Raw genomic sequence first — 19,544 nt, 5'->3', positions numbered from 1 at the left:
CATGGAAAGCTACGCACTCCTCTTGGGCTCGACCCTGAGCGCGGGCACCGTGCTCGCCATCGCGGCGCTGGGCCTGTTGATCAACGAGAAGGCCGGCGTCGTCAACCTCGGCGCCGAGGGCATGATGCTGTGCGCCGCCATCGCGGGCTTCGCGACGGTGGTCATCACGCACAACCCCTGGCTCGGCTTCCTGGCCGGCATGGCGGCCGGTGCGCTGCTCGCCGCGTTCTTCGGCGTGCTCGTGATCTGGCTCAACACCAACCAGTACGCCACGGGGCTCGCGCTGAGCCTGTTCGGCGTCGGCTTCTCGGCCTTCGCGGGCATCAGCTTCGTGCAGGCCAAGCTGCCCGAGAGCACGCCCTTTGCCATTCCCGTGCTGGCCGACATTCCGCTGGCCGGCCCGGCGCTGTTCCGGCACCACCCGATGGTGTACGTGGCCGTGCTGCTGACCATCGGGCTCATCTGGTTCCTGTACCGCACCCGCGCCGGCCTCGTGCTGCGCTCGGTGGGCGAGTCGCCCGAGTCGGCGCATGCGCTGGGCTACCCGGTGCGGCGCATCCGCTTCCTGGCGGTGATCGCGGGCGGCGCGCTGTGCGGCCTGGCGGGCGCGTACCTGTCGACCGTGTACACGCCGCTGTGGGTCGAGGGCATGGTCGCCGGCCGCGGCTGGATCGCGCTGGCGCTGACCACCTTCGCCACCTGGCGCCCGATCCGCGTGCTGCTCGGCGCCTACCTGTTCGGCGGCGTCTCGATGCTGGGTTTCCACCTGCAAAGCAGCGGCGTCGACGTGCCCTCGCAGTTCCTCAGCATGGCCCAGTACATCGCGCCGATCGTGGTGCTGGCGCTGATCTCGCGCAACCCCGCCTTCATCCGCATCAACATGCCGGCATCGATGGGGAAACCGTTCTACCCCGGCTCATAATCGCGTTCTCGTTTTTTTGCCAACCCGTCCTTTTCTTCCGAGGATTTCGACAATGAATGATCTGAACAAGCGTTCCCTTCTCAAGCTCGCCGCCCTCACCGCGGTGGCTTCGGCGGCCCTCATCGGCTGCGGCAAGAAGGAAGAGGCGGCCGCCCCCGCAGCATCGCCGGCGCCGGCCCCCGCGGCCGCCCCGGCCCCCGCACCGGCGGCCCCGCTGAACATCGCATTCGCCTATGTCGGTCCCGTGGGCGACGGCGGCTGGTCCTTCGCGCACGACAACGCCCGCAAGGCGCTCGAGAAGGAATTCGGCGACAAGATCAAGACCACCTTCGTCGAAAGCGTGCCCGAGTCGGCCGACGCCGAGCGCGTGTTCCGCGACTTCGTGGGCCAGGGCAACAAGCTGATCTTCGGCACCACCTTCGGCTACATGGAACCCATGCTCAAGGTCGCCAACGACAGCAAGGACGTGAAGTTCGAGCATGCCACCGGCTACAAGACCGCCGAGAACATGCGCACCTACGACAGCCGCACCTACGAAGGCGCGTACATGGCCGGCGTGATCGCCGGCTCCATGACCAAGAGCAACACGCTGGGCGTGGTCGGCTCGGTGCCGATCCCCGAAGTGCTGCGCAACATCAACAGCTTCACGCTGGGTGCGCAGTCGGTCAACCCGAAGATCACGACCAAGGTCGTGTGGGTGAACGAGTGGTTCAGCCCGCCCAAGGAAACCGAAGCCGCCACCGCCCTCATCAACGGCGGCGCCGACGTGCTGTTCCAGAACACCGACTCGCCGGCCGTGCTGAAGACCGCCCAAGAGAAGGGCAAGCGCGCCTTCGGCTGGGACTCCGACATGACCGCCTACGGCCCGAAGGCCCACCTGGGCTCGGCCATCATCAACTGGGCGCCGTACTACATCAAGACCACCCAAGACGCGCTGGACGGCAAGTGGGCCACCGGCCAGACCTGGTGGGGCGTGAAGGAAGGCGCGATCGACATCGTCTCGATCGCCGAAGACGTGCCCGCCGAAGCCAAGGCCAAGGTCGAGGAAATCAAGAAGGGCCTGAAGGACGGCAGCTTCTCGATCTGGAAGGGCCCGATCGTCGGCCAGGACGGCAAGGAGCTGATCGCCAAGGACGCGGTCGCCGACGACAAGTTCCTGTCGGGCGTGAACTTCTACGTCAAGGGCGTGGAAGGCAAGGTGCCGGGCGGCGACAAGAAGTAATCATTGGTCGATCGCTTCGGCGATTGCCACGAGAAGGGTCGTCTGCGGACGGCCCTTTTTTCATTCAGGAAAAGGATTCACACCATGAAGCTGCAGAGGGTCATGGCGGCAGGCGCGGCACTGCTGGCCGTGTCGATGTCGTTCGCCGCACCGCCGACGTTCTCGAAAGAAGAGCAGCGCCTGCGCAAGGCCGTGGACGATGCGGAAATGTGCTTTCACTTCGCCGGCGAATTCAACGGCGACGGCTCGGCGCACGACAAGGAAGTGACGCGCCAACAGCGCCAGCATTGCGGCAAGGAAGGCCAGCAGCTGGTGCTGCGGGCCTACCGCAAGAACCCGCAGGACACGCGCCTCTACCCGGCGGTGCTGCGGCTGGACGGGTTGATGCCGGGGCTCACGTTGCCCGCGGCCGAGAAGGCTCGGCTGTGTGCCGTGGCCAGGACGGAGCTGGCCTGCCCCTGAACGGGCTTATTGCGCAGCCGCCTGCAGCTGCGCCGCCATCTTCTGATGGATCAGGTTCACCGCCTTCAGCGGCCGCAGCATCACCTTGAACTCGGTGATCCGGCCTTCGGCGTTCCACTTCATCATGTCCACGCCGTTGATGGCGATGCCGTCCAGTTCGAGTTCGAACTCGAGCACGGCGTCGTTCGGGCCCTGGAGTTCGCGCACGTAGCGGAAGCTCTCGTTGAAGAAGACCTGGAAGGCCGCGGCGAGGTACTGCTTGGTGATGGCCTTGCCGACCTGCGGTCGGTGCACCACGGGCGAGAGGAAGACGGCGTCGTCGGCCAGCAGGGCGTCGAGGCCCGCCACGTCGCGTGTCTTGACGAGCCGGTGCCAGGTGGAAAGGGTGTCGATCGCCATGGGTCTCCTCGCGCGGTGGATGGATGGGGAAACCCAGTCTAGCGAAGCGCCCGCGGGCCCATCGTCGCGGGCGCGACGGGGCCGGCAGGCGGCCGGGCTACGCGCCTTGCCAGCGCTTGAGCACCAGCGTGGCGTTGGTGCCGCCGAAGCCGAAGCTGTTGCTCATCACGGTGTCGACGGTGGCGTTCTCGCGCGTGGCGGTGAGGATGGGCATGTCGGCCACTTCGGGGTCGAGCGCCTCGATGTTGGCCGAGCCGGCCATGAAGCTGCCTTCCATCATCAGCAGGCAGTAGATCGCCTCGTGCACGCCGGCGGCGCCCAGCGAGTGGCCCGACAGGCTTTTGGTGGAGCTGATGGCCGGCGCCTTGTCACCGAAGACTTCGCGCACGCCCTTCATTTCCATGACGTCGCCGACGGGCGTCGAGGTGCCGTGGGTGTTCAGGTAGTCGATGGGCGTGTCGACGGTCGACAGGGCCATCTGCATGCAGCGCACGGCGCCTTCGCCGCTGGGCGCGACCATGTCGTAGCCGTCGGAGGTGGCGCCGTAGCCGACGATTTCGGCGTAGATCTTGGCGCCGCGCGCCAGTGCGTGGTCGAGCGACTCGACCACGACCATGCCGCCGCCGCCGGCGATGACGAAGCCGTCGCGCTCGGCGTCATAGGCGCGCGAGGCCTTCTCGGGCGTGTCGTTGTACTTGGTGGACAGCGCGCCCATGGCGTCGAACAGGAACGACTGGGTCCAGTGCTCTTCCTCGCCGCCGCCGGCGAACACGATGTCCTGCTTGCCCATCTGGATCTGCTCCATGGCGTTGCCGATGCAGTGCGCGCTGGTGGCGCAGGCCGAGGCGATGGAGTAGTTCAGGCCCTTGATCTTGAAGGGCGTGGCCAGGCAGGCCGACACGGTGCTGCTCATGGTCCGCGTCACGCGGTAGGGGCCGACGCGCTTGACGCCCTTTTCACGCAGCAGGTCGAGCGCTTCCATCTGGTTCAGCGTGGAGGCGCCGCCCGAGCCGGCGATGAGGCCGGTGCGCGGGTTGGACACCTGCTCCTCGGTCAGGCCGGCATCGGCAATGGCGTCCTTCATGGCCAGGTAGGCATAGGCCGCGGCGTGGCCGACGAAGCGGTAGAGCTTGCGGTCGATGAGGTCTTCGAGGGGAAGGTCGATGGAGCCGGCCACCTGGCTGCGCAGGCCCATTTCGGCGTAGGCCGGCTGGAACCGGATGCCGGGGCGGCTGGCGCGCAGGTTGGCGGAGACGGTCTCCTTGTCGTTGCCCAGGCACGAAACGATGCCCAGACCGGTGATGACGACGCGTCGCATGGCGAAACCCTCAGAAGTTGTCGGTGGAAGTGAACACGCCGACCCGCAGGCCCTCGGCGGTGTAGATCTGGCGGCCGTCGACGCTCACCGAGCCGTCGGCGATGGCCAGGTTCAGCTTGCCCTTGAGCACGCGCTTGATCTGGATGCTGTAGGTGACGAGCTTGGCGGTCGGCAGGACCTGGCCCGTGAACTTCACTTCGCCCGAGCCCAGGGCCCGGCCGCGGCCCGGCAGGCCCTGCCAGCCGAGGAAGAAGCCCACCAGCTGCCACATGGCGTCCAGGCCCAGGCAGCCCGGCATGACCGGGTCGCCTTCGAAGTGGCAGGCGAAGAACCACAGGTCGGGCGTGATGTCGAGCTCGGCCGTGAGTTCGCCCTTGCCGTAGGTACCGCCCTCGGCGCTGATGTGGGTGATGCGGTCCACCATCAGCATGTTCGGGGCGGGCAGCTGGGCGTTGCCGGGGCCGAACAGTTCGCCGCGGCTGCAGCGCAGCAGGTCTTCGCGGGTGAAGGCGTTTTGTAGGGTCATGCGAGTCGATCAAGGACGGCGCCAGGGGCACGAATGCACGCTGCGCGCGGATTGGAGGGAACACGCCCGATGCCGGGCCTGCCGGGGTCCAAGCCTAGCGCATCCGCCATGGCCCGATTTGACCCAGATCAGTTTGGGGGAAATGGGGCTGGCAGCGTATACGTTTTCGGGGATGCCGCGCAGGGTGTCTGCCCTTATGCTGTGCGCGATCACAACGTCGATTTCCCACGCCCCATGACAGATTCCAGCCGCCCCCTCTTCGACCCCAGCTTCGCGCAGCGCATCCCCGCCGAACGCCTGCCCGAGCTGCTGCGCGCCATGCCCAAGGCCGAGCTGCACATGCACATCGAAGGCTCGCTCGAGCCCGAACTGATCTTCGCGCTCGCGCAGCGAAACGGTGTCTCGATCCCGTATGCCAGCGTGGAAGAGCTGCGCAAGGCCTACGCCTTCACCAACCTGCAGAGCTTTCTCGACATCTACTACGCCGGCGCCAGCGTGCTGCTGAAAGAGCAGGACTTCTACGACATGGCCTGGGCCTACCTGGAGCGCGCCGCGGCCGACCACGTGGTGCACACCGAGATGTTCTTCGACCCGCAGACGCACACGGCGCGCGGCGTGGCCATGGAAACGGTGGTCAACGGCCTGCACCGCGCCTGCGTCGATGCGCTGCCGAAGCTGGGCGTGAGCGCCTCGCTCATCCTGTGCTTCCTGCGCCACCTGAGCGAGGAAGAGGCCTTCGAGACGCTGGAGCAGGCGCTGCCGTACCGCGACAAATTCATCGGCGTGGGGCTCGACTCGAGCGAGGTCGGCCACCCGCCCGAGAAGTTCGCGCGCGTGTTCGCGCGCTGCCGCGAACTGGGCTTTCACCTCGTCGCGCACGCGGGCGAAGAGGGCCCGCCGGCCTACGTGTGGAGCGCGCTCGACGTGCTGAAGGTCGAGCGCGTCGACCACGGCGTGCAAAGCGCGAAAGACCCGGCACTGATGAAGCGGCTGGCGCAGGACCGCATTCCGCTCACCGTGTGCCCGCTGTCGAACCTCAAGCTGTGCGTGTTCCCCGACCTGTCACAGCACAACCTCGGTGCGCTGCTCGACGCGGGGCTGGTCGCCACCGTCAATTCGGACGACCCGGCCTACTTCGGCGGCTACATGAACCAGAACTTCACGCAGACCTTCGCAGCGACCGGCCTGGGCGTGCAGCAGGCCTGGCAGCTCGCGGCCAACAGCTTCGAGGGCAGCTTCATCGACGCGGCCGCCAAGCGCGCCTACGTCGACCGGCTCAACGCCGTCTTCGCGACCTTCTGAGCCAGCTCGGCCGTGCAGGCGCCGGGACCGGCGTCGCGGCGCGGCACGAGCAGCGGCATCGCCATCAGCGCACAGGCGCTGGCCGCCAGCCACACGACCGGCCAGCCCTGCAGTGCCAGCAGGTGCGGAATCGAGAAGGGCGTGACGAAGCACACGAAGAACACGCTGGTGTTCGCCATGCCCAGCGCGGTGCCGGCGCGCGCCGCGCCGGCCAGCGTGGCCAGCTCGGTGTACGCCACGCCGTGCCAGGCCGACACGCACACGCCACTCACGGCCAGCAGCGCGATCAGCGCCAGGCGCAGCGGCGCGGAGGGCGCCTCGGTGCCCGCCGCCATCACCAGCGCGGCCAGGCCCGCGAACAGCACCACGCTGAGCGCGCTGCAGGCCCGCAGGTAGGCCGGGCGGTTGCGGCGGCGGTCGGTCCAGCGGCCGCTCCACACGCGCATCGCCATCGCGCCGACCTGCACGAAGACCATGGCGGCGGTGATCGTGCCCAGGCCCACGTGGCCGAAGTCGTGCAGGAACACCGTGCCGAAGGACAGCACCGCGAACTGCGGCGCGCACAGGATGCCGATGCCGGCCACGATGCGCCACACGCGCACGTCGCGCAGCGGGCCGGTCTTCGGCGCCGGTGCTTCCACGCTCGTGTGGCGGGGCGCCACGGGCGGCTCGTGCACCCAGGCCCAACTCATCGCCGCGCTGAGCGCGCACAGCAGCGCGAGCAGGCCGTACAGCGCGGCAAAGCCGAAGTGCAGCGCCACGAAGGGCAGCACCAGCGCGCCGATACCGCCGCCCATCGGCACGGCGGTCTGGCGGATGCTCATGGCCAGGCCGCGCTCGCCGGCGTCGAACCAGGTCATCACCGCGCGCCCGCTGGCACCGTTCACGCTGCCGCCGAGCAGGCCCACCAGCAGCAGCCCCGCGCCGAGCACGCCGAGGCCCGGCACATGGCCGGCGCCCGGCGCGGCCCACAGCGCCATCGCGACCAGGGCGATCGCCGTGCTGCCCAGGCCGGCCAGCAGCACGGGACGGTCGCCCCAGCGGTCGGTCAGCAGGCCCCAGGGCAGCTCGCTCACGGCGATGCCCAGGCCCATGAGGCCGAGCACCAGGCCGAGCGCGGCGTTGTCCAGCTGGTAGCCGGTGCGCATGAGCACGGCGGTCATGGGAATGCCGCTGAATGCGACCGAGAAGGCCGCGTTGGCGGCCACGCCGGCGGCGAGCACCTTCCAGCGGTGGCGGGGCGACAGCGGGGTGGAGGAGGGCGATTGGGTCATGTTGCAGCGCAGTGTCCGCCGCTGCAAAGGTTTTGAAAATCAGAAAATAATGAGCGGATCGTCCTGAAATTCAGGATGATCGAAAAGCCTCATGCAAGGACCCGCGATGACCCAGGTGATGTTCGATCTCGACGTGCTGCGCACCTTTTCCACCGGCATGGCGCTCGGCAGCTACGCGCGCGCGGCCGACAAGCTGGGCCGCTCGACCTCGGCCGTGAGCGCGCAGCTCAAGAAGCTGGAGGCGCAGGCCGGTACCGTGCTGTTCCGCAAGGAGGGCCGCGGCCTGGCGCTCACCGATGCGGGCGAGACGCTGCTGGCCTACGCGCACCGCATGCTCGAGCTCAACGACGAGGCCAGCGCCGCCCTGCGTGGCGCCGACCTGCAGGGCTGGGTGCGGCTGGGCCTGCAGGAAGACTTCGGCGAGACGCTGCTGCCGGCCGTGCTCGGCCGCTTCGCGCGCGCCCACCCCAAGGTGCGCATCGAGGCCTGCGTGGCGCGCAGCGGCGAGCTGCGCGAGCGGCTCGAGCTGGGCCAGCTCGACCTGGCACTGGCCTGGGACGCGGGCGACCAGCCGCTGTCGCCGCATGCCGAGCGCGTGGCGCGGATGCCGCTGCTGTGGATCGGCCCCACGGCGCCCGAGCGCGTCGATGCGCCCTGGTGGACCGAGCGCGAGCACCGCGCGGGCGTTCGCACCGTGAAGAGCAAGGAGCCGCTGCCGCTCATCATGCTGGACGCCCCGTGCCCGCTGCGCGAGATCGTCATCACCGCGCTCGACCGCGCCGGCCTGCCGTGGCGCCGCGCCTTCGGCAGCGCCAGCCTGGCGGCGCTGTGGGCCGCGACCTCGGCCGGACTGGGTCTGACCGTGCGCACGCCGTTCGGCTTGCCTGCGCATGTGCGCGCGCTCGACCGCGCGGTGCTCTCGCTGCCGGCGTTGCCGCAGATCTCGCTCGTGCTGTACCGCGCGCAGGCCCGTGCCGAGGCCCCTGCGAGCCGGCTGGCCACGCTGCTGCTGGAGGCCGTGCGCCAGCATCTGCAGGTCGAGACCGTGCAACCCCGCTGAGCGCAGGCCCTTGCGCGGGCCGCCGCCGCGATGCGTGAGAATCCGCCGCTGGAGACAAGTACAAGAGACAAGACCCAAGCGAGACGGCATGACCACCACGCGGCACAACTCCCTGCACCTGTGGGACGACAGGTTCCTCTACATCACACCGGCGATCCAGTCGGGGCTCACGGCCCGTTCGTCGGCCACGCTGCTGGCCTCGGTCAGCGGCCATCCCTTCACGCTGGAGGCGGTCGACGGCACGCGCGTGCGCTGCACCGCCGCGCTGGTGGGGCCGCATGTGTCGCGTCGCCTCGATGTCGACGGCTGCGGGCTGCTGTCGCTCAACCTCGACCCGGCCTCCAGCGCCTACCGCATGCTCTCGCGGCACCTGGGCGGCCACGGCATCCAGCCGCTCGACGCGCGCCGCTTCGGCCGCGCGCGCGACGACTTCGAACCGGCGCAGCACGGCGCGCTGTCCGACCGGCGCCTGCAGGTGCTGAGTTCGAAGCTGGTCACGTCGATCACCGAGTGCCCCGAGCTGCAGGCCGCCATCGACCCGCGCATCGAGCGCGTGCTGCAGGCCATCCGCACGCATGCGGGGCAGATCCCGCTGCGCGAGCTGTCGGCGCTGGCCTTTCTCTCGCCCGACCGGCTCACGCACCTGTTCGCGCAGCAGGTGGGCGTGTCGATCAAGCGCTATGCGCTGTGGACCAAGGTGCGCCGCACGGTGCAGCAGTTCACCGCGCGCCGCCCGCTGACCGACGTGGCGCTGGTCAGCGGTTTCACCGACGCGGCGCACATGAGCCGCACCTTCCAGCGCTACTTCGGCCTGTCGCCGTCCTTCCTGTCGAACCAGGTGCGCGTGACGGCCGACGAGCAGGCCTCGCACGCGTGGGGGCGCGGGATGGCGCACTGAGTCTTCAGCGGTCTCCAGGCGCGGCGCAGGACAGCGGCTGCGTTCAAGCCGCAGCCGGCCTGCGTGCCTAAGCTGGTGGTGCTCCATCAAGAGAGCATCAACCGGAGACATCCATGAGACAGACATCCTCGCGCGGCGCCATGCCGCTGTCCCTGCTCGCGTTGGCCACGGCCGCTGCACTCACCGCTTGCGGTGGCGGTGGTGGCGGCGGCAACGGGTTCCCGTTCTTTCCCATCGGCGGCAACCCGCCCACCAACCCACCGGCCGAAGGCCGCTACAAGGCCGAGATCCGCCGCACCGCCCTTGGCGTGCCGCACATCAAGGCCGACAACTGGCCCGGCGTGGGCTACGGCTACGGTTTTGCGCAGGCGGAAGACGACCTGTGCACGATGGCCGACTCCTTCCTCACCTACCGCGGCGAGCGTTCGCAGTACCTCGGCGGCGATGCGCAGCTCGTGGCCAGCAGCACCATCGCGCGGCCGCAGAACATCGACTCCGACTTCTTCCACAAGCAGGTGATCTCGGCCGACGTGCTCGCGAAGATGATCGCGGCCCAGCCCGACAACCTGAAGCAGCTGGTCGAGGGCTTCGCCGCCGGCTACAACCGCTACGTGCGCGACGTGAAGGCCGGCGGCACGGCGCACCAGGCCTGCCGCAACGAAGCCTGGGTGACGCCCATCACGGCCGAAGACATCTACCGGCGCATGTACGCGGCCAATCTCGCGGGCGGTTACAGCAACTTCGTGGCGAAGATCGCCAATGCGATCGCACCCGCACCGGCAGCGCCCACCAAGATGGCCGCGCGCGGCAGCGCGAAGAAGGCCTCGTTGCAGCTGGCGGCGGTCGTCAACGTGCCCGAGCTGCAGGTCGGTGGCAAGGAGGGCGTGGGCAGCAACATGATCGGCTTCGGCACGGCCGCCACCGGCGACAGCAGCCCGCTGCTCTTCGGCAACCCGCACTGGTACTGGCGCGGGCCGGACCGCTTCTACCAGGCGCAGCTCACGATTCCGGGCCAGCTCAACATCAGCGGCACCTCGTTCCTCGGCATTCCGGTGATCCTCATCGGCTTCAACGACAACATCGCATGGAGCCATACGGTGTCGACTGCGCGGCGCTTCGGCTTGTACGAACTGAAGCTCGCGGCGGGCGACCCGACCAGCTACATGCGCGACGGCAAGCCCGTGAAGATGCAGGCGCTCAACATCACCGTCAACGTGAAGCAGGCCGACGGCAGCGTGGCGCCGGTGACGCGCACGCTCTACAAGTCGGAGTACGGGCCGATGGTCAACCTCACGGCCTTGGGTGCGCCGTTCGCCTGGAGCCAGACCACGGCCTTCGCGATCCGCGACATCAACGGCGAGAACTACCGCACCTTCAAGAACTGGCTGCGCTGGAACCAGGCCAAGTCGCTGGACGAGTTCATCGCCATCCAGCGCGAGGAAGCGGCCATTCCGTGGGTCAACACCGTGGCCGTGGGCCGCGGCGCGGCCAAGGCCTGGTATGCCGACATCGGCGCGATTCCCAACGTGTCGCCCGCCCAGGTGGCCAGCTGCACGACGCCGCTGGGTGCGGCGGCAGCCCCTGCGTTCCCGCTGGCGCCGTTTTTCGACGGCTCGAAGAGCGAATGCGACTGGCAGACCGATGCCGACTCGGCGCAGAAGGGCGCCATCGGCGCGGCCCGTCTGCCGAGCCTGCTGCGCGACGACTATGTCGAGAACTCGAACGACAGCTACTGGCTCGCGAACCCCAAGGCGCCGATGACCGGCTACCCGGCCATCATGGGACCCGCGGGCACGGAGGCCGTGAGCTTCCGAACGCGCCTGGGCAACCTGATGGCGCAGGCGCGCATCGACGGCGCCGACAGCTACGCCGGCAAGGCGGCCACGCCCGAGACCGTCAAGCAGATGGTGCTCAACAGCCGCGTGCTGACGGCCGAACTGTTCAAGGACCAGGCGCTGGCCATGGTGTGCGCGACGCCGACGATCAACGTGGTGAGCGATCCGCAAGGCGGCGCCGCCATCGGGCGCGACGTGGACACCGGCCCGGCCTGCGCGGTGCTCAAGGCCTGGAACAACACGGGCACGATCGGCGCGCGCGGCGCACACATCTGGGACGAGTTCTGGAACCGCGCGTCGCTGCAATCCGCGGCCACGCTCTACAACGTGCCCTTCAGCGCGAGCGATCCGATCCACACGCCACGTGACCTGAAGGCCGGCGCCGCGAGTGCCCTGCAGCAGGCTTTCGGCGCGGCCGTCGCGCGCGTGGAGGCCAGCGGCTTCGCACTCGATGCGCAGCGCGGCGACTACCTGTTCGCCACGCGCGGCGGCCAGAAGATTCCGCTGTACGGCGGCTGCCACGGCCCGGGCTACTTCACCATCGCGTGCTCGGAGAACCGTCTGGACAAGGGCGGCTACACCATGGACGGCAACCCGAACGGCAACAGCTACATGCAGATCGTGCGCTTCCCCGAGGGCGGCGTCGAGGCGCACACCTTCCTGACGTTCTCGCTGTCGGACGACCCGGCCTCGGCGCACAACGCCGACTACACCCGGGCCTACAGCGCGGGGCAGTGGCTGAAGGTGCCGTTCTCCGAAGCCGAGATCAAGGGCGACGCGGCCTACCGCAGCGCCGTCGTCAGCGAGTAGCGGACGGAGTACGGGACGCGGCTCGCTGCGCGAGCCAGTTCCACCCGGCGCCTGCGGCCATGAGCACGCAGGTGCCGAGGAACACGGCGCGCATGCCGATGTGCCCGCCCACGAAGCCGCCGAGCAGCGGGCCCGCCACCTGGCCCGCGTACTGCGCCGACGTCGAGTAGCCCAGCATGTTGCCGGCCACGCGCTCGGGCACGTTGTGGCGGATCACGCTCGCGATGCAGGGCAGCAGCCCGCCGAGCGACAGCCCCATCAGGAAGCGCAGCACCACCAGCTGCCAGCCCGCCGTGACGAAGGCCTGCGGAATCAGCAGCAGCGCCGACACCGCGAGGCACCCGACGATCACGTTCCAGTGCCCGACGCGATCGGCCAGCTTGCCCAGCCGCGAGGCCGAGAGGATGCTGCCGAGCGCGGCGGCCGACATCACGAGGCCGGCCATCATCGTCACGCGCTGCGGGTCGTCGAGCAGCGTGGCGACGTAGACCGTGATGATCGGCTCGATCGACATGTTCGCGAGCATCAGCAGCATGCCGGTGAAGAGCATCGCGACCAGCGGGCGCTTGTCGGGCACGGCGGCCCAGCCAGTGTCGGGCGTGCCGCTTTGCCTTGCGGCCGAGGGTGCTTTCTTCTCCTCGCGAATCAGGAAGGCCGTGGCGAGAAAGGCCACGAAGATCATCGCGCCCGCCGCGAAGAAGGTGTTGCGGATGCCGACCAACGGCGGCAGCACCCCGCCCACCAGCGGCCCCACGAGGTTGCCCGCCATGATGGCCGACGACATCGTGCCCAGCGCCCAGCCCGTGCGGTCCTTGGGCGTCTGCGTGGCGACCAGCACCATCGAGCCCGAGGCGTACCCGCCGAGCAGCCCCGCCAGCAGTCGCAGGCCCACGAGCTGCCACACGTTGGCCGCGAGGCCGATCAGTGCCATCGCCACGGCCATGCCGAGGCTCGCGCGGATCAGCATCGGCTTGCGCCCGTAGCGGTCGGCCAGCCGGCCCCACAGCGGCGCGACCAGCGCGGCGCTCAGGAAAGTGGCGCCATAGGCCGCGCCCGACCACTGCACGATGGCCGCGTGGTCCTTCACGCCGAGCTGCTCGACGTACAGCGGCAGGAAGGGCAGCAGCAGCGTCATCGCGATGATGGTCGTGAAGGAGCCGAACATGCAGACCGCGAGGTTGCGCTGCCAGTGTGCGTGGGCGCCCGGTTCGGCTGTGGGGGCGCCTGCTGTCGTTGTCGTCGGGTTGGTCATGGTGGGGAACGCCCATTGTGGGACGACCCGCGCGGCTGGCGCTTGCCGATTGGTGGGGGCACCCATCGCGGCGCGGGAAGGGCGCGGGCCGTATCCCTCCCGCTGGCGCGGTGGGACGGGTTGGTCTAGCCTTGCGTCTGCTACCTCGAACAACCCTCTTTTCAGGACATGGCCATGAAACGCATCGGCATGCTCGTCTTCCCCGGTTTCCAGATCCTCGACCTCGCTGCCATTGCCGCGTTCGAGCTCGCGAACATCCATGCCGGCAAGCAGGTCTACCAGGTCGAGCTGCTGTCGGAAGAGGGCGGCCCCGTGACCAGCTCGTCGGGCGTGGTCACCGACAGCAAGCGCTTCGGCACGGGGAAGTTCGACACGCTGGTGATGAGCGGCGCGCTCTTCATCGCGCCCACGTCCGAGAAGATGTGCCGCTTCCTGCGTGCGGGGCTGCGCAACGCGCGCCGCGTGACCAGCATCTGCACCGGCGCCTTCGGGCTGGCGGACGCGGGCCTGCTCGACGGACGCCGGGCAACCACGCACTGGTCCTTTGCGGGCGAACTCCAGAAGCGCCACCCTGCCGTCAAGGTGCAGCCCGACCGCATCTTCATCAACGACGGGCCGGTGTGGACCTCGGCCGGCATGACGGCGGGCATCGACCTCGTGCTGGCACTGGTGGAGGAAGACCTCGGCGTGGAGGCGGCACGGTTCGCGGCGAGGAAGCTGGTCGTGTACCACCGCCGCGCGGGCGGGCAGTCGCAGCATTCCGCGCTGCTCGAGCTGGCACCCAAGTCGGACCGCATCCAGAAGGCGCTGGTGCATGCGCGCGCCAACCTGCGCGAGACGCTGTCGGTGGACGAACTGGCCGAGGTCGCGCACCTCAGCCCGCGCCAGTTCAGCCGCGCCTTCAAGGCCGAGACCGGGCAGTCGCCGGCGCACGCGGTCGAGAACCTGCGCGTGGAGGCGGCGCGCGCGCTGATCGACGAGGGCAGCCTCGCGCTCGGCGTGGTCGCGCGCGAAACGGGCTTCGGCGACCCCGAACGCATGCGCCGTGCCTTCCTGCGCACGCTGGGGCATCCGCCGCAGAGCGTGCGCCGCGTGGCCCGTCGGGAGGCCGCGACGGCTTGAGCAGCGTATGTCCTAAAAGGTGGCTTATATGACATTTACGCCATCGCCTTGCAGGAAGAGACTTCTCCCCACGGCCACACACCCGTGGCGACGAAGGAAACTCCATGACTGCAACGCAAGCAAATCCGAACAAGGGCACGGCCCTCATCACCGGCGCGTCGTCGGGCATCGGCGCCGTGTACGCGGACCGTCTCGCGCGGCGCGGCTTCGACCTGATCCTGGTGGCGCGCAACCGCGAGCGCCTTGCCGCGCTGGCCGCGAAGCTCTCTGACGAGACCGGGCGCAAGGTCGAGGTTCTTCCGGCCGACCTGTCCGACCGGAAGGACATCGCGTCCGTGGAAGCCGTGCTGCGCACTCGCGGCGACATCACCCTGCTGGTGAACAACGCCGGCTTCGGCGCCGCCGCGCCGCTGCTCGGCTCGGACATCGACAAGATGGAAGAAATGATCGAGCTCAACGTGAGCGCGCTCACGCGGCTCACCTATGCGGCCGTGCCCGGCTTCGTCGAACGTGGTGCCGGCACGCTGGTGAACATCGCCTCCATCGTGGCGATCTCGCCCGAGACGCTCAACGGCGTGTACGGCGGCACCAAGGCCTTCGTGCTGGCGCTGAGCCAGTCGCTGCAGCACGAGCTGAAGGACAAGGGCGTGCGCGTGCAGGCGGTGCTGCCCGGTGCGACGGCCACCGAGTTTTGGGGCGTCGCGGGCGTGCCGATGGCGCACCTGCCCAAGGAGATCGTGATGACCGCGGAAGACATGGTCGATGCCGCCCTTGCGGGGCTCGACCAGGGCGAGCAGGTCACGATTCCGGCGCTGCCCGATCTGGCCGAGTGGGATGCGTTCGACGCGGCGCGGCGTGCGATGTCGGGCAGGTTGTCGAGCACGGCGCCGGCGGCGCGCTATGGCGTTGGTGCCACCGCGCTACTGGCATGACGCCTGCGTTCGGTGGGTGAGGTCGTCGGTCGTACACGAAGAAGACGTGCCCCGGGAACTCCGCCAGCCTGGCTTCACTTCAGGGTCGGTCAGAGCGGCCGCACCTGCCATGCGGAGTCCGGTCCGAAAAGTGCCCGGCACTGGGGGCATTCGTCGGAGAAGTACGGAATCTCCGCATTGCACGAGGGGCACACGCCAAGGCGGGTCGCGGGGTCGAAGGTGTCCGGCGCCAGCACGTCATCGGTGGGGAAGCCGGCGGAAGGAAACGAGAGCGGCGCGGCCGACGCAGGCGGCACGATCGGCGTCAGCAACCTTGCTTTCAGCGCGTCGCGTGTCTGCGCGTCCAGTCCTTCGCTGTCGGCATAGGCGTCCACGACCTTGCGTCGCTTCTCGAGCCATTCCGGCTGGTGCTGGCGCCAGACGGCGAAGGCCTCGGCCAGTGCCATGCGCAGCACGGTCGGCGGCATGCCGCGGTAGAACAGGTGCAGTTCGCCGAGATGCGTGACGAAGGAAATGAAGCTCTGCAGGGTCGGTTGCGTCGTGGCGGAGATGTGTTCCCGCCCCGCCAGGCCTTGCGTGGTCTCGCCCGTTGTCGCGACTTCGCGGTTCTCGATCGTGAGCTCGGCCAGCTCGAAGTAGGGCAAGGGGATCGGATCGCGGTTCTTGGTCTTCACCATCACGCATTTCGTGCCGAAGGCCAGGGTGACGGTCTCGTTGGTGAAGAGGTCGTAGCCCGCCGCGTTGGCGACGATGCATGGCTCGAGCACGGGCGTTCGTGGCAGCGGCGTGAAGTCGAAATGCATGCTGAGGGTCATGGCTGGCAGGGTGTGATGCGGAGGCACGGATCGTAGTGAGTGTGCGGCGTTCCTGGCCGCCGCATCCGATGCGTCTGCGCGGCCGGATGCGTTCGCGTTCTGCGGCGGCCCTGGCTGGCGGGAGGCCTCGGCACTAAAATCCGAACCCCGCAGCAGGGCGTCCCGGCCTGCTGCGGGGTTTTGCTTTTCCGGGGCCATGTAGAGGAACACCATGTACAAAAACCTCGCGGGCCGCGCCGTTCTGGCGCTGGCTGCCGCTTGCTTTTTATCTCCCGCCCTGTCCCAGACTGCGCCGCCGAAGCCGCCTCCCGCCAAGGACGCGCTGAAGATCGGCTTTGTCTACGTCACGCCGGTCACCGATGCCGGCTGGGTGCGCCAGCATGAAGAAGGCCGCAAGGCTGTCGAGGCCGCGCTGGGCCCCCGCGTGAACACCGTCTTCGTCGAGAACGTGCCCGAGGGCGCCGACGCCGAGCGCGTGATCCGCGACCTCGCGCAGCAAGGCAGCCAGCTGATCTTCACGCCCAGCTTCGGCTACATGGAGCCCACGCTGAAGGTCGCGAAGGACTTCCCCGGCGTGAAGTTCGAATCGATCACCGGCTACAAGACCGCGCCCAACGTCGCCACCGCCAACGCCCGCTACTACGAAGGCCGCTACCTCGCGGGCATCGCGGCCGGGCGCATGACGAAGACGAACGTGGCCGGCTACGTGGCGGGCTTTCCGATTCCCGAGGTGCTGCAGGGCATCAACGCGTTCACGCTCGGCATGCGCTCGGTGAACCCGAAGGCCAAGGTGATCGTGGTGTGGCTCAACGAGTGGTTCGATCCGCCGAAGGAGCGCGACGCTGCGATGGCGCTGTTCAACCAGAACGCCGACGTGCTCGCCTTCCACACCGGCTCCACCGCCGTGATGGCCGCTGCGCAGGAGCGCGGCAAGATGGCCGTGGCCTACCACTCCGACATGCGCAAGATCGCGCCCGACGCGCAGATCGTCGCGGTCACGCACCAGTGGGGCGGTTACTACACGCAACGCGCGAAGGCCGTGCTCGACGGCACCTGGAAGAGCGGCAACCTCTGGGGCGGCGTGAAGGAAGGAATGATCCGCGTCGGCGACTTCGGCACGAAGGTACCCAAGGCCGTGCAGGACGAGGTGCTGGCGCGGCAGAAGGACATCGCGGCCGGCAAGCTGCAGCCGTTCCGCGCGGTGGCGGCCGATGTGCGCGACAACGAAGGCCGCGTCGCGATCGCCAAGGGCGCGCAGCTGAGCGACGAACAGGTCCTGCAGATGAACTGGCTGGCCGAGGGCGTGCAGGGGCGGGTGACGCGCTGAGCGCGGCCTTTTGCCCTGCTTGAAGAGAGCGTTGCGCGTATAGCACTCATACGCGCAGGGCAATTCCCGCCGTCCGGGGCTGGATTACCCTCCGAATCCACGATGAAAAAAGCCTACCGCGCCTCCCTCCTGCGATTCGACGCCGCCGGCCTGCCTGTCTTCGACGAGGACGGCCTGCTGGTCGTCGCCCCCGACAGCACCGGCCGCCAGCGCGTGCTCGACGCCGGCAGCCATGCCGATGTGTCGCAGCGCCATGCCGGCGCCCACACCACCCACCTGCCGGGCCGCATCCTGGCGCCGGGCTTCGTGGACATGCACGTGCATTACCCGCAGACCGACATCATCGGCGCGCCCGCCGCCGGCCTGCTGCCCTGGCTCGAGAACTACACCTTCCCGGCGGAAGCTAAGTTCGCCGACCCCGCCCATTCGCGCGTGGTGGCCGACGTGTTCTTCGACGAGCTGCTGCGCAACGGCGTGACCACCTCGCTGACCTTCGCGACCTCGCACGTCGCCTCGGTCGACGCCTTCTTCGAGAGCGCGCAGCGCCGCCAGCTGCGCATGATCACCGGCAAGGTGCTCCAGGACCGCAACTCGCCCGACGGCGTGCGCGACGACACCGCGCAGAGCCTGCTCGACACCGAGGCGCTGATCCGCAAGTGGCACAACGTCGATCGCCTGGGCTACGCCATCACGCCGCGCTTCGCGCCCACCAGCACCGATGCGCAGATGCGCGGCGCCGGCGAGCTGGCCGCGACGTACGGCGACACCTGGATCCAGTCGCACGTGGCCGAGAACCGCGACGAGGTGAAATGGGCGCGCGAGCTGTACCCCAAGTCGCGCTCCTACCTCGACGTGTACGCCGACTTCGGCCTGCTGCGCGAACGCGCGGTGTACGCCCACTGCATCTACCTGGACGACACCGACCGTGCGCTCATGCACGAGACCAAGACGGCCGCCGCCGTGAGCCCCACGAGCAACCTGTTCCTGGGCAGCGGCTTCTTCGACTTCGGCGCGGCCGACCGCCTCGAACAACCCTACGGCCTGGCCAGCGACGTGGGCGGCGGCACCAGCTTCAGCCCCTTCCACACCATGCTGGCCGCGTACTACGTGGGCCGCGAGGGCCAGACCAAGACCGGCCTGAGCATCGCGCCCTCGCGGCTGTGGTGGCACCACACCGGCGGCGCCGCGCGCTCGCTGGGGCTGGGCGGCGTGGTCGGCAACCTGCAGCCGGGCTGCGAGGCCGACTTCCTGGTGCTCAACCCGTCCGCCACGCCGCTCCTGGCGCGCAAGACCTCGCTGGCCAACAACCTCGAAGAGCTGCTGTTCGCGATGATCGTGCTGGGCGACGACCGGCTGGTCGAGCGCACGGTGATTTCGCAGGCGGGCTGAGCGGCGCCTGCGGGGGGAGGGCGCGCAGGGCGCCCATGCCACAATTCGGCCCCGATTTCCCCCGCAGCAGCATCAGCGAGCGCATATGAGCATCAAGAGCGACAAATGGATCCGGCGCATGGCCGAGAACGAAGGAATGATCGATCCCTTCGAACCGGGCCAGGTGCGCGAGAACGACGGCCACAAGATCATCAGCTACGGCACCTCCAGCTACGGCTACGACATCCGGTGCGCGCCCGAGTTCAAGGTCTTCACCAACATCCACAGCACCGTGGTCGACCCGAAGAACTTCGACGAGAAGAGCTTCGTCGACATGCACGGCGACTACTGCATCATCCCGCCCAACAGCTTCGCGCTGGCGCGCACCGTGGAGTACTTCCGCATCCCACGCAACGTGCTGACCATCTGCCTGGGCAAGAGCACCTACGCGCGCTGCGGCATCATCGTCAACGTGACCCCGTTCGAGCCCGAGTGGGAAGGCTACGTGACGCTGGAGTTCAGCAACACCACGCCGCTGCCCGCCAAGATCTACGCGGGCGAAGGCTGCGCGCAGGTGCTGTTCTTCGAGAGCGACGAGGTCTGCGAGACCAGCTACAAGGACCGCGGCGGCAAGTACCAGGGCCAGCGCGGCGTCACGCTGCCCAAGACCTGACAGCCTGATACAGGCATCCTGACCGCC

At 68.8% G+C, this 19,544-nt stretch carries 18 protein-coding genes; 12 read left to right on the top strand and 6 right to left on the bottom strand.

The window, feature by feature from the left end:
- Position 1: 1 nt before the first annotated feature.
- The 3 genes from VHAB30_RS17655 to VHAB30_RS17645 all read left to right on the top strand — a co-directional run bounded on the left by VHAB30_RS17655 (position 2) and on the right by VHAB30_RS17645 (position 2,606).
- Positions 2–922 carry an ABC transporter permease gene (locus VHAB30_RS17655; protein WP_070061710.1) on the top strand — a complete coding sequence of 307 codons (921 nt, stop codon included), beginning with the start codon at positions 2–4 and terminating at the stop codon, positions 920–922.
- A 52-nt stretch (positions 923–974) separates the two neighbouring features.
- Positions 975–2,144 carry a BMP family ABC transporter substrate-binding protein gene (locus VHAB30_RS17650; RefSeq protein WP_062477516.1) on the top strand — a complete coding sequence of 390 codons (1,170 nt, stop codon included), beginning with the start codon at positions 975–977 and terminating at the stop codon, positions 2,142–2,144.
- Positions 2,145–2,228: 84 nt separating this feature from the next.
- Positions 2,229–2,606, top strand: coding sequence for a hypothetical protein (locus tag VHAB30_RS17645; RefSeq protein ID WP_159277966.1), 378 nt, complete (start codon positions 2,229–2,231; stop codon positions 2,604–2,606).
- Between the two features lie 6 nt (positions 2,607–2,612).
- On the opposite strand, the gene VHAB30_RS17640 is transcribed toward VHAB30_RS17645, so the two are convergent.
- The 3 genes from VHAB30_RS17640 to fabA all read right to left on the bottom strand — a co-directional run bounded on the left by VHAB30_RS17640 (position 2,613) and on the right by fabA (position 4,849).
- Positions 2,613–3,005, bottom strand: a complete 393-nt coding sequence (locus VHAB30_RS17640) for a nuclear transport factor 2 family protein (RefSeq protein ID WP_095744204.1) — start codon at positions 3,003–3,005, stop codon at positions 2,613–2,615.
- Between the two features lie 97 nt (positions 3,006–3,102).
- On the bottom strand, positions 3,103–4,323 hold the full coding sequence (fabB, locus tag VHAB30_RS17635) for a beta-ketoacyl-ACP synthase I (RefSeq protein ID WP_159277965.1): 1,221 nt from the start codon (positions 4,321–4,323) through the stop codon (positions 3,103–3,105).
- Positions 4,324–4,333: 10 nt separating this feature from the next.
- On the bottom strand, positions 4,334–4,849 hold the full coding sequence (fabA, locus tag VHAB30_RS17630) for a 3-hydroxyacyl-[acyl-carrier-protein] dehydratase FabA (protein ID WP_056574156.1): 516 nt from the start codon (positions 4,847–4,849) through the stop codon (positions 4,334–4,336).
- Positions 4,850–5,083: 234 nt separating this feature from the next.
- On the opposite strand from fabA, the gene VHAB30_RS17625 reads away from it, so the two are divergent.
- Positions 5,084–6,151, top strand: coding sequence for an adenosine deaminase (locus tag VHAB30_RS17625; protein WP_159277964.1), 1,068 nt, complete (start codon positions 5,084–5,086; stop codon positions 6,149–6,151).
- Here VHAB30_RS17625 and VHAB30_RS17620 read toward each other — a convergent pair.
- On the bottom strand, positions 6,112–7,425 hold the full coding sequence (locus VHAB30_RS17620) for an MFS transporter (protein ID WP_159277963.1): 1,314 nt from the start codon (positions 7,423–7,425) through the stop codon (positions 6,112–6,114). The two genes, VHAB30_RS17625 and VHAB30_RS17620, sit on opposite strands and share 40 nt — an antisense overlap.
- A gap of 106 nt (positions 7,426–7,531) precedes the next feature.
- On the opposite strand from VHAB30_RS17620, the gene VHAB30_RS17615 reads away from it, so the two are divergent.
- From VHAB30_RS17615 to VHAB30_RS17605, 3 genes are all read left to right on the top strand, one after another.
- On the top strand, positions 7,532–8,485 hold the full coding sequence (locus tag VHAB30_RS17615) for a LysR substrate-binding domain-containing protein (RefSeq protein WP_159278377.1): 954 nt from the start codon (positions 7,532–7,534) through the stop codon (positions 8,483–8,485).
- An 88-nt stretch (positions 8,486–8,573) separates the two neighbouring features.
- Positions 8,574–9,383 carry a helix-turn-helix domain-containing protein gene (locus VHAB30_RS17610; protein WP_159277962.1) on the top strand — a complete coding sequence of 270 codons (810 nt, stop codon included), beginning with the start codon at positions 8,574–8,576 and terminating at the stop codon, positions 9,381–9,383.
- Positions 9,384–9,496: 113 nt separating this feature from the next.
- The gene (locus VHAB30_RS17605) at positions 9,497–12,028 is read left to right on the top strand and encodes a penicillin acylase family protein (protein ID WP_159277961.1); all 2,532 of its coding nucleotides are present in this window, start codon (positions 9,497–9,499) and stop codon (positions 12,026–12,028) included.
- Here VHAB30_RS17605 and VHAB30_RS17600 read toward each other — a convergent pair.
- The gene (locus tag VHAB30_RS17600; protein ID WP_174250229.1) at positions 12,018–13,280 is read right to left on the bottom strand and encodes an MFS transporter; all 1,263 of its coding nucleotides are present in this window, start codon (positions 13,278–13,280) and stop codon (positions 12,018–12,020) included. The two genes, VHAB30_RS17605 and VHAB30_RS17600, sit on opposite strands and share 11 nt — an antisense overlap.
- Before the next feature lie 174 nt (positions 13,281–13,454).
- Here VHAB30_RS17600 and VHAB30_RS17595 point away from each other — a divergent pair, with 174 nt between their 5' ends.
- Together VHAB30_RS17595 and VHAB30_RS17590 are read left to right on the top strand one after the other, a co-directional pair.
- On the top strand, positions 13,455–14,402 hold the full coding sequence (locus VHAB30_RS17595) for a GlxA family transcriptional regulator (protein ID WP_159277960.1): 948 nt from the start codon (positions 13,455–13,457) through the stop codon (positions 14,400–14,402).
- A 104-nt stretch (positions 14,403–14,506) separates the two neighbouring features.
- Positions 14,507–15,334 carry an SDR family NAD(P)-dependent oxidoreductase gene (locus tag VHAB30_RS17590; RefSeq protein WP_159277959.1) on the top strand — a complete coding sequence of 276 codons (828 nt, stop codon included), beginning with the start codon at positions 14,507–14,509 and terminating at the stop codon, positions 15,332–15,334.
- 89 nt (positions 15,335–15,423) lie between these two features.
- Here the strand turns inward: VHAB30_RS17590 and VHAB30_RS17585 are convergent, their stop codons facing one another.
- Positions 15,424–16,362, bottom strand: a complete 939-nt coding sequence (locus VHAB30_RS17585; RefSeq protein WP_159277958.1) for a hypothetical protein — start codon at positions 16,360–16,362, stop codon at positions 15,424–15,426.
- On the opposite strand from VHAB30_RS17585, the gene VHAB30_RS17580 reads away from it, so the two are divergent.
- The 3 genes from VHAB30_RS17580 (at position 16,361) to dcd (ending at position 19,517) form a co-directional block, all read left to right on the top strand.
- On the top strand, positions 16,361–17,476 hold the full coding sequence (locus VHAB30_RS17580; protein WP_159277957.1) for a BMP family ABC transporter substrate-binding protein: 1,116 nt from the start codon (positions 16,361–16,363) through the stop codon (positions 17,474–17,476). The genes VHAB30_RS17585 and VHAB30_RS17580 overlap by 2 nt on opposite strands.
- Positions 17,477–17,578: 102 nt before the next feature.
- A complete protein-coding gene (guaD, locus tag VHAB30_RS17575; RefSeq protein ID WP_159277956.1) occupies positions 17,579–18,865 on the top strand; it encodes a guanine deaminase in 1,287 nt (428 codons plus the stop codon).
- An 85-nt stretch (positions 18,866–18,950) separates the two neighbouring features.
- Positions 18,951–19,517 carry a dCTP deaminase gene (dcd, locus tag VHAB30_RS17570; protein ID WP_062477547.1) on the top strand — a complete coding sequence of 189 codons (567 nt, stop codon included), beginning with the start codon at positions 18,951–18,953 and terminating at the stop codon, positions 19,515–19,517.
- The last annotated feature ends 27 nt before the right edge of the window (positions 19,518–19,544 follow it).

Source organism: Variovorax boronicumulans (assembly GCF_009811375.1).
Taxonomy (GTDB): Bacteria; Pseudomonadota; Gammaproteobacteria; order Burkholderiales; family Burkholderiaceae_C; genus Variovorax; species Variovorax boronicumulans.
Note: the sequence above shows the minus strand (reverse complement) of the source record. Positions and strands in the feature narration are given on the sequence as shown.

Bases quoted from the DNA above. Each gene is read 5' to 3' on its own strand.
- VHAB30_RS17615 (WP_159278377.1), top strand. From the start codon at position 7,532: ATGACCCAGGTGATGTTCGATCTCGACGTGCTGCGCACCTTTTCCACC.
- VHAB30_RS17595 (WP_159277960.1), top strand. From the start codon at position 13,455: ATGAAACGCATCGGCATGCTCGTCTTCCCCGGTTTCCAGATCCTCGAC.
- VHAB30_RS17640 (WP_095744204.1), bottom strand. From the start codon at position 3,005: ATGGCGATCGACACCCTTTCCACCTGGCACCGGCTCGTCAAGACACGC.
- VHAB30_RS17625 (WP_159277964.1), top strand. From the start codon at position 5,084: ATGACAGATTCCAGCCGCCCCCTCTTCGACCCCAGCTTCGCGCAGCGC.
- VHAB30_RS17650 (WP_062477516.1), top strand. From the start codon at position 975: ATGAATGATCTGAACAAGCGTTCCCTTCTCAAGCTCGCCGCCCTCACC.
- fabA (WP_056574156.1), bottom strand. From the start codon at position 4,849: ATGACCCTACAAAACGCCTTCACCCGCGAAGACCTGCTGCGCTGCAGC.
- dcd (WP_062477547.1), top strand. From the start codon at position 18,951: ATGAGCATCAAGAGCGACAAATGGATCCGGCGCATGGCCGAGAACGAA.
- VHAB30_RS17580 (WP_159277957.1), top strand. From the start codon at position 16,361: ATGTACAAAAACCTCGCGGGCCGCGCCGTTCTGGCGCTGGCTGCCGCT.
- VHAB30_RS17590 (WP_159277959.1), top strand. From the start codon at position 14,507: ATGACTGCAACGCAAGCAAATCCGAACAAGGGCACGGCCCTCATCACC.
- VHAB30_RS17620 (WP_159277963.1), bottom strand. From the start codon at position 7,425: ATGACCCAATCGCCCTCCTCCACCCCGCTGTCGCCCCGCCACCGCTGG.
- VHAB30_RS17600 (WP_174250229.1), bottom strand. From the start codon at position 13,280: ATGACCAACCCGACGACAACGACAGCAGGCGCCCCCACAGCCGAACCG.
- VHAB30_RS17610 (WP_159277962.1), top strand. From the start codon at position 8,574: ATGACCACCACGCGGCACAACTCCCTGCACCTGTGGGACGACAGGTTC.
- fabB (WP_159277965.1), bottom strand. From the start codon at position 4,323: ATGCGACGCGTCGTCATCACCGGTCTGGGCATCGTTTCGTGCCTGGGC.
- VHAB30_RS17655 (WP_070061710.1), top strand. From the start codon at position 2: ATGGAAAGCTACGCACTCCTCTTGGGCTCGACCCTGAGCGCGGGCACC.
- guaD (WP_159277956.1), top strand. From the start codon at position 17,579: ATGAAAAAAGCCTACCGCGCCTCCCTCCTGCGATTCGACGCCGCCGGC.
- VHAB30_RS17585 (WP_159277958.1), bottom strand. From the start codon at position 16,362: ATGGTGTTCCTCTACATGGCCCCGGAAAAGCAAAACCCCGCAGCAGGC.
- VHAB30_RS17605 (WP_159277961.1), top strand. From the start codon at position 9,497: ATGAGACAGACATCCTCGCGCGGCGCCATGCCGCTGTCCCTGCTCGCG.
- VHAB30_RS17645 (WP_159277966.1), top strand. From the start codon at position 2,229: ATGAAGCTGCAGAGGGTCATGGCGGCAGGCGCGGCACTGCTGGCCGTG.